At 46.9% G+C, this 6,662-nt stretch carries 4 protein-coding genes and 1 pseudogene; 3 read left to right on the top strand and 2 right to left on the bottom strand.

Features of this window, described 5'->3' with window-relative positions:
- Positions 1–640 (top strand): annotated as a pseudogene (locus ACJ751_RS20145) (arylsulfatase); the annotation flags it as partial.
- A gap of 275 nt (positions 641–915) precedes the next feature.
- On the opposite strand, the gene ACJ751_RS20140 reads toward ACJ751_RS20145, so the two are convergent.
- Positions 916–2,406 carry a RagB/SusD family nutrient uptake outer membrane protein gene (locus ACJ751_RS20140; protein ID WP_407747317.1) on the bottom strand — a complete coding sequence of 497 codons (1,491 nt, stop codon included), beginning with the start codon at positions 2,404–2,406 and terminating at the stop codon, positions 916–918.
- 18 nt (positions 2,407–2,424) lie between these two features.
- A complete protein-coding gene (locus ACJ751_RS20135) occupies positions 2,425–5,739 on the bottom strand; it encodes a SusC/RagA family TonB-linked outer membrane protein (protein WP_407747316.1) in 3,315 nt (1,104 codons plus the stop codon).
- 369 nt (positions 5,740–6,108) lie between these two features.
- Between ACJ751_RS20135 and ACJ751_RS20130 the strand changes: the two genes are divergently transcribed.
- Positions 6,109–6,582: an ATP-binding cassette domain-containing protein gene (locus ACJ751_RS20130; protein ID WP_407747315.1), complete on the top strand. Its 474-nt coding sequence runs from the start codon at positions 6,109–6,111 to the stop codon at positions 6,580–6,582.
- Positions 6,515–6,662, top strand: a 148-nt coding sequence (locus ACJ751_RS20125) for a MetQ/NlpA family ABC transporter substrate-binding protein (RefSeq protein WP_407747318.1), incomplete at its 3' end; no start/stop codon positions are given. The genes ACJ751_RS20130 and ACJ751_RS20125, both read left to right, overlap by 68 nt.

The raw sequence follows: 6,662 nt of genomic DNA, 5'->3' as shown, positions 1-6,662 counted from the left end.
GGCGCAGGCAACCAATACGCCTTTCAGGTTCTGGAAACAGGATGCCAATGCAGAAGGCGGCACGCACAATCCGTTGATCATCTTTTATCCCAAAGGCATTAAGGATAAAGGCGGCATCCGGAATCAATACGGACATGTAGTTGACATTCTGCCCACCACATTGGAATTTGCAGGGCTTACCCTGCCCACGCAGATTAGGGGTATTAAACAGGATACCCTGCAGGGCACTTCTTTGTATTACTCACTGGATAATGCAACCGCCGCAAGCCGGCATACGGAGCAGTATTATTACATTTTTGGCTCCCGGGCTATTTATAAAGATGGCTGGAAGGCCGCTGCCGCGCATCATCCTGATTATATCGATCTGAATGTATTGCCGGGTAAAGATTCTGTGGAGCGCAATTTCGATAAGGATGTATGGGAGCTGTACAACCTGAATGAAGATTTTAACGAACGCACCGACCTGGCTAAAAAATATCCGGAGAAGTTAAAAGAGTTGCAGGGCCTTTTTGATGTAACGGCTAAAAAGTACAACATCTATCCGTTGATCGACTGGGCTGATGTGTGGAGGAGGAGGTCTCAAGTGGCGCGACAGGCTGCTGGTGGCGCAACGAATGGAGAAAATGCTGCAAAAAAATAAGATGCAGGAGGTAGGTTGACCAGTTGATCAGTTGACGAGTTGATCAGTTAGTTGATATAGTTGAAAGGGTTGACAAGTTGATAAAGGAAGAGCAAGTGAGTGGTGAGTTGTCAGTGGTGAGTGGGTTCCCGACTTTTCAGACATCTAAAAAATTCGGGAACTCACTGCTGATTGCCGATTCACGAAGTGAGGCTGGAATTTCGCGAAACCTTTCACGTTTCACGTTTGACGTTTCACGACTTGCTCTTCCTACCTCTTACTTATAAGCCGATCAGTTAATAGTAGCTGTTATTCTGCGTATACAGGTCTGGTTTGGCCTGAATTTCGGTGGCTGGAACCGGGTAAAGCACATAATCAGGGATCATTTTATTCACTTTTGTCAGCGCATCATAGGCGATCCAGGTATTGATAGCAGTAACCACGGCGCCTTCGCGTACCAGGTCGTTCCAGCGTAAGCCTTCACCGGTAAATTCACGGCGGCGTTCTTCCAGCAGGGTCAACAGGTTTACATTGGAAAGGGCGTTCACCCCCGCTCTTGTGCGTACCAGATTTACGATGGAGTCCACCTCTGCCTGCGTGCCGGCAGCCCCATTCAGGATACATTCAGCTTTCATTAATAAAATATCAGTATATCGTAATACTATAAAATTAATAGGCCAGTCAGTACCGCTGGTGCCTTTCTTTGTAATGTCAATATACTTTTTTATAAACGGGCTTTTGGTATAAGTGGTGGCCACACTAAACGCATACCGGCTATCCGTGCCACTGGTAACATTGGTTGTATACGCATTTTTTAAACTTTTGGTAATGCCAAACGTGCTGGACCCATAACCGTTGCCGTAGCTATTGGAAATGCCGAGGCTTGTCCAGTAAGCAACCGGTACCAGGTGGCTGGGAAAGCCGGCCCCATTGATACCGCTCGCATATTGTACATCAAAGATCACTTCCTTGTTATTTTCATTTGAATAAGAGAAAATGGAAGAATAATCATTCAGGAAACTGTATTGATTGCTGCCGATGATGTCATTGAAAAGCGCCAGGGCTTTATCATATTCATTACTGGCCAGGCCGGGCCCATCGATACTATAACCAGGGCCTGAGCGTGTCAGGTATACCAAACCCAGTAATCCTTTGGCGGCGTATGCAGTCGCTCTGCCAACATCCGGTCCGCTATACGAGTTGGGTAAATGGGCTGCTGCATAATTGAGATCATCTATAATGAGCGCATACACATCCTTTACGGCACTTCTTGCAACCTGGTTCACTGCCGGGGGTAACAAGGGCTTATCGATCACCGGCACCGGGCCAAACAAACGTACCAATTGAAAATAATAGAACGCGCGCAAAAAACGCACTTCTGCATTGTACCGGGTTACCAGGTCCGCATTTCCGATCACATCGCTTTTGCTGGCAAGCGCATCCAGTACATTATTGGCGTTGTAAATACCATTGAAATTATTTTTCCAGGCATTTGATATAAACCCAACAGTAGTGATATTGGGAGAGAAATTGTTGATGCCATCCCAGTCCCGGTTCCCATCTGATACGGCATTGATATTATCACTGCGCATTTCACCTAAAAACAATGCCTGTTCGGGATAACTCTTTAGCAGGGAATATACCCCGTTCACGGCTTGCAGAAAGTCGTTGTTATTGGTATAGAAATTTATGGTGGCCAGGGCTGACACCGGTTGCTGGTCGAGCTGTTTTTTGCAACTGCCTGCGGCGGCCAGTATAATTAGTGATATATAAAGCTTTCTTTTCATTGTAATGATCTTTTTTAATTAAAAGCTGAGGGTAACGCCAACTGAGGCGGTTTTGGTTAATGGCATAGCGCCGTAATCACCGGCAATCGGATAACTGGCGCTTCCGCTGGCATTGGTGTTTTGCGCTTCCGGATTTACCCCGCCTTTGTATTTGTCATGCCCGAAATAGTTTTCCAGCGAAATAAAGACCCGTGCTGCATGAATGGTTTGGTAAGCCCTGAACAGGCTTTTCAGGTTATAACCAAGTGTAATATTCTGCACGCGGATGAAGTCGGTAGAATAGATCCAGTCGGAGGTAACATAGGGAACCGTATACGTAGAACCGAATTTACCGCGGGGCGCATGGTAGTCCTGGTTTTCGGGTGTCCAGCGGTCGCGCCAGATGCCCAGCACATTACCCGTGGTGCTGCCGCTGAAATCAATGGCGCGGCCAAGGTACGAGAGCAGCGAACCTCCATGTTGTCCATAAACCAGTACGCTCAGGTCAAGATCCTTATACCGGAAATTGTTTGTCCAGCCCCAGGTGTAATCAGGCATGGGATGACCCACTACTACGCGGTCTTTTGCATTGATGATCCCATCTTCATAGGCATCGCGGTATCTGGCATCGCCGGCTGTTTCGTTCTTTAGTTTGGCGATCTTTGCATCGGCTATATCATCGGCCGATAAAATGCCCTGTACCTCCGTAACATAAAAACTAAAGGCAGGCAGGCCTTCCCTGAGCAGGTAAGGTGCATTATTGCCGCTGTAAGCAGAAGCTATTTCAATAGGCGCATGATCAGGGCCCAGCGCAGTAACTTCATTCTTGTTGAAGGCAATGTTCGCGTTCATGGTCCATTGAAAATCCCTGTATTTCAGGTTTACGGTGCTGAGGCTGAGCTCAAGCCCTTTGTTCACCACAGAGCCGATATTTTCCAGTCTTGAGCTAAAGCCGCTGGCGGAAAGCACCGGAAGGTTCAGTAACAGATCAGAATTCTTTTTATGATAGGCATCCACGGTCAGGCTTATCCGGTTTCTTAACAGGCTGATGTCTAACCCAAGATTGGCGGTGGTGGAAGTTTCCCATTTTAAAAGTGAGTTGGAAAGGGACGCTACTACCTGGCCGGTACCCGCGGTTCCGGCAAAACTATAGGCGGTGCTGCTCAGGGTTTGTATCGAATTGTAATCACCGATATTATTGTTACCGGATTTACCCCAGCTGAAGCGAAGCTTCAGCTCATTGATGGGTCTTATATTTTGAAAGAAATCTTCCCGGGAAATTCGCCAGCCAACCGAGGCAGAGGGAAAAGTACCCCAGCGGTTATCTGCCCCGAACTTCGAGGAAGCATCTCTTCTGATGGTGCCCGAAAGCAGGTATTTGTCTTTGAAATTGTACTGCAACCGGCCATACCACGACAGCAGGGTATTATTGCTTTCTGTATTGGCGCCGGTATAAGTAATGCCAGATGTTTTACTGGGGATCGCATTACTAAGCGTGGTAATGAGGTCGTTGGCGAACCCGCCTGCCGAGGCCAGGGTAACCGTTTCATAATGCACACTGTTATACGAAATACCCGCAACCGCAGCAATGGTATGCACCTTATCTATAACTGTATTATAGCTCAGGGTGTTCTCATTGAGGAAATTCCTTTTCTTCACCGCATTGTAGGAACCGGAAGAGTACAGTCCGGGGTTGGTGGTCAATGCAGTAGTGGCGCCCACCGTTACTTTGTCGGAAACATACTTTTTGGTATCAACGTCGAGACCATCATAATTGACCGTAGACCTTACTGATAAACCAGGAATGAGCTGGTATTCGGCATACACGGAACTTAACAATCGCGTAGACGTAAGCTTGTTGAGCGCAGTTTGCAGGAAGGCATAAGGACTGATAAGTTTATTACTGGCCCAGGTATAAGTGGCATTGCCATTGGCGCCGGTGTTAAGTCCAGCGTTACTTTCCACAACGGGCGTCATTTGCGCCAGCTTCATCAACTGGTTGTCTTTTCCTTCCGCCGGTGGTGAATTGTTGATAGAGTAGGAGGGCGCCAGGTTAACCCCCAGCTTGAATTTTTTCCCGGCATTGGCTTCCACATTGGCGCGTAATCCATAGTTCACAAAGTTGGAATTGATCAGCGTACCATCCTGGTTTAAATAGTTGCCCGAAATAAAATACTTCACATTATCGGTTCCGCCGCTGGCAGCTGCTTCATAATTCTGGTACCATGCTTTACGATACACTGCATCCTGCCAGTCGATATAATCAAGACCCGGATGGCCTGGTATAGTCCATCGGGGATCGGTCATGTAAGTGGTATTAATGGAGTCAGACGGGATACCAAGGATCGATGCGCGTTCAGCATTCGTTTGACTGGCTGTTCTGCCTGCGCCTGAGTTCACCCAGGCCGTATTCGCCACCTCGGTTGCCATGGCTACCCATTCATCAGGGCTTAATACATCAAGCTTTCTGGCCACCTGGCTGATGCCTGATTTGGCATTAACGGAGATCTTCATTTTGCCAGCCTGCCCTCTTTTAGTGGTGATAATTACCACGCCATTGGCAGCGCGTGATCCGTAAATAGCGCCTGCTGCAGCATCTTTCAACACCTGTATACTTTCAATATCATTGGGGTTGAGGTTATCCAGCGGGTTAAAGGAAAAACCGCCATCTCCATTCTGGCTGCTTACGTCAAGGGGAAAACCATCTATTACATACAGCGGTTCACTCCCGGCTGTAATGGAACCGGAGCCACGTACCAAAATGCTCAGGCCACTACCTGCCATGCCTGTTTGCTGCCTTACCTGTACACCCGGCATTTGTCCGATCAACGCCTGTTCTATACGATTGATCGGTTTTTCTTCGGTATTCTTTGCAGGGAGCGTAGTTACAGCGCCCGAAACTTCACTTCGTTTTTGGGTACCATAACCTACCACTACTACTTCGTTCAGGTTGCTTTGTTCAGGTAGTAATGAAATAGATAAATTGTTTTTTCCATTGGGATGTACTTCCTGCACAATATAACCAACGTGGGTTATTACCAGGGTGGTTTTGGTATCGGGCAGCGTAATGGAAAAGCTGCCATCTGCACCGGTAATTACACCCTTGTCTGTATTTTTTATGCGAATATTTACCCCGGCCAGCGGTTCTCCCTTTTCATCGGTTATTTTTCCCTGTACCGTGAATTCGTCAAAGCGGGTAGCTATATAATTATTATGAATGCCGGCTTTTTCGTTGGTTGCATAAACGCCGGTCGCTGATACTGAAATAGAAACGGCCAGCATTAGCCGGCTTGCTGTAAAGAACTGCCGGGTCAGGGCAAAGGAATGCCTGACCGGTTGTCGGAAGAAATACATAAATTTGAAATGATTAAGTTTATACACAGTACCTGTGCCAACGCCAATTGATAACAGGTGCCGAAATTTAGATCGCGGGAAATACAGCTCTGTATTTCCCTTTTTTATCAGGGAATGGCTACAAGCGGTTGGTACAACAATTCATGACAATAAGTTTTGATTTTAAAAGAATGCCAGCATGTTCCTGGCCGAACCGCTGTCAATTACTAAACCGGTAAATGGCTTGCAAGCGTATGGTGGGCGATTTGCAATAATAAACATATTTATTAAGTCCACAAAATGAGTGGACAATAATAACGGCTATCTCCACTAGGTTAATTTAAAATAACCTACTAAATTTGTAGGAAATAGCGGGTTCGTAATTACAGTATGATTGAAATAAAAGGCCTGACGAAAAATTTTTATCAAAAGAACAAAGTGGTGGCGGCTTTGTCGGATGTGTCGCTGACGGTGCCGCCTGGTAAGATCTATGGCATTATCGGTGCTTCCGGCGCCGGGAAGAGTACTTTGATCCGTTGTGTTAATTTGCTGGAGAAGCCAACCGCCGGGGAGGTGATAGTAAATGGCATAGCCCTGTCAACACTTTCACGCAGGGAGTTAACCCGGAAGCGAAGACAGATAGGAATGATCTTTCAGCATTTCAATTTATTATCGTCCCGTACCATATTTGATAATGTAGCCTTTCCTCTTGAACTTACCCGTACGCCAACAGCGCAGATCAGGGAACGGGTAAATAACTTATTGCAGTTGGTGGGGTTGGCAGATAAAGCGGCCGATTACCCAGCCAGTTTATCGGGCCGTAACAGACATTGCTGCCAACCCAAAGAATATAAAAATAGTTGAGCTGGAAGCGCCTCAGTTACCAAGATCATTAGACGATCAGCAGGTCACGATTGCCATTATCAATAACAATTTTGCCGCGC

Origin of the sequence: Niastella sp., assembly GCF_045805085.1 — a bacterium.
Lineage (GTDB): Bacteria > Bacteroidota > Bacteroidia > Chitinophagales > Chitinophagaceae > Niastella.
Note: the sequence above shows the minus strand (reverse complement) of the source record. Positions and strands in the feature narration are given on the sequence as shown.

Excerpts from the sequence above, each read along its gene's own strand:
- ACJ751_RS20140 (WP_407747317.1), bottom strand. The coding sequence starts at position 2,406 with ATGAAAAGAAAGCTTTATATATCACTAATTATACTGGCCGCCGCAGGC.
- ACJ751_RS20135 (WP_407747316.1), bottom strand. The coding sequence starts at position 5,739 with ATGTATTTCTTCCGACAACCGGTCAGGCATTCCTTTGCCCTGACCCGG.
- ACJ751_RS20130 (WP_407747315.1), top strand. The coding sequence starts at position 6,109 with ATGATTGAAATAAAAGGCCTGACGAAAAATTTTTATCAAAAGAACAAA.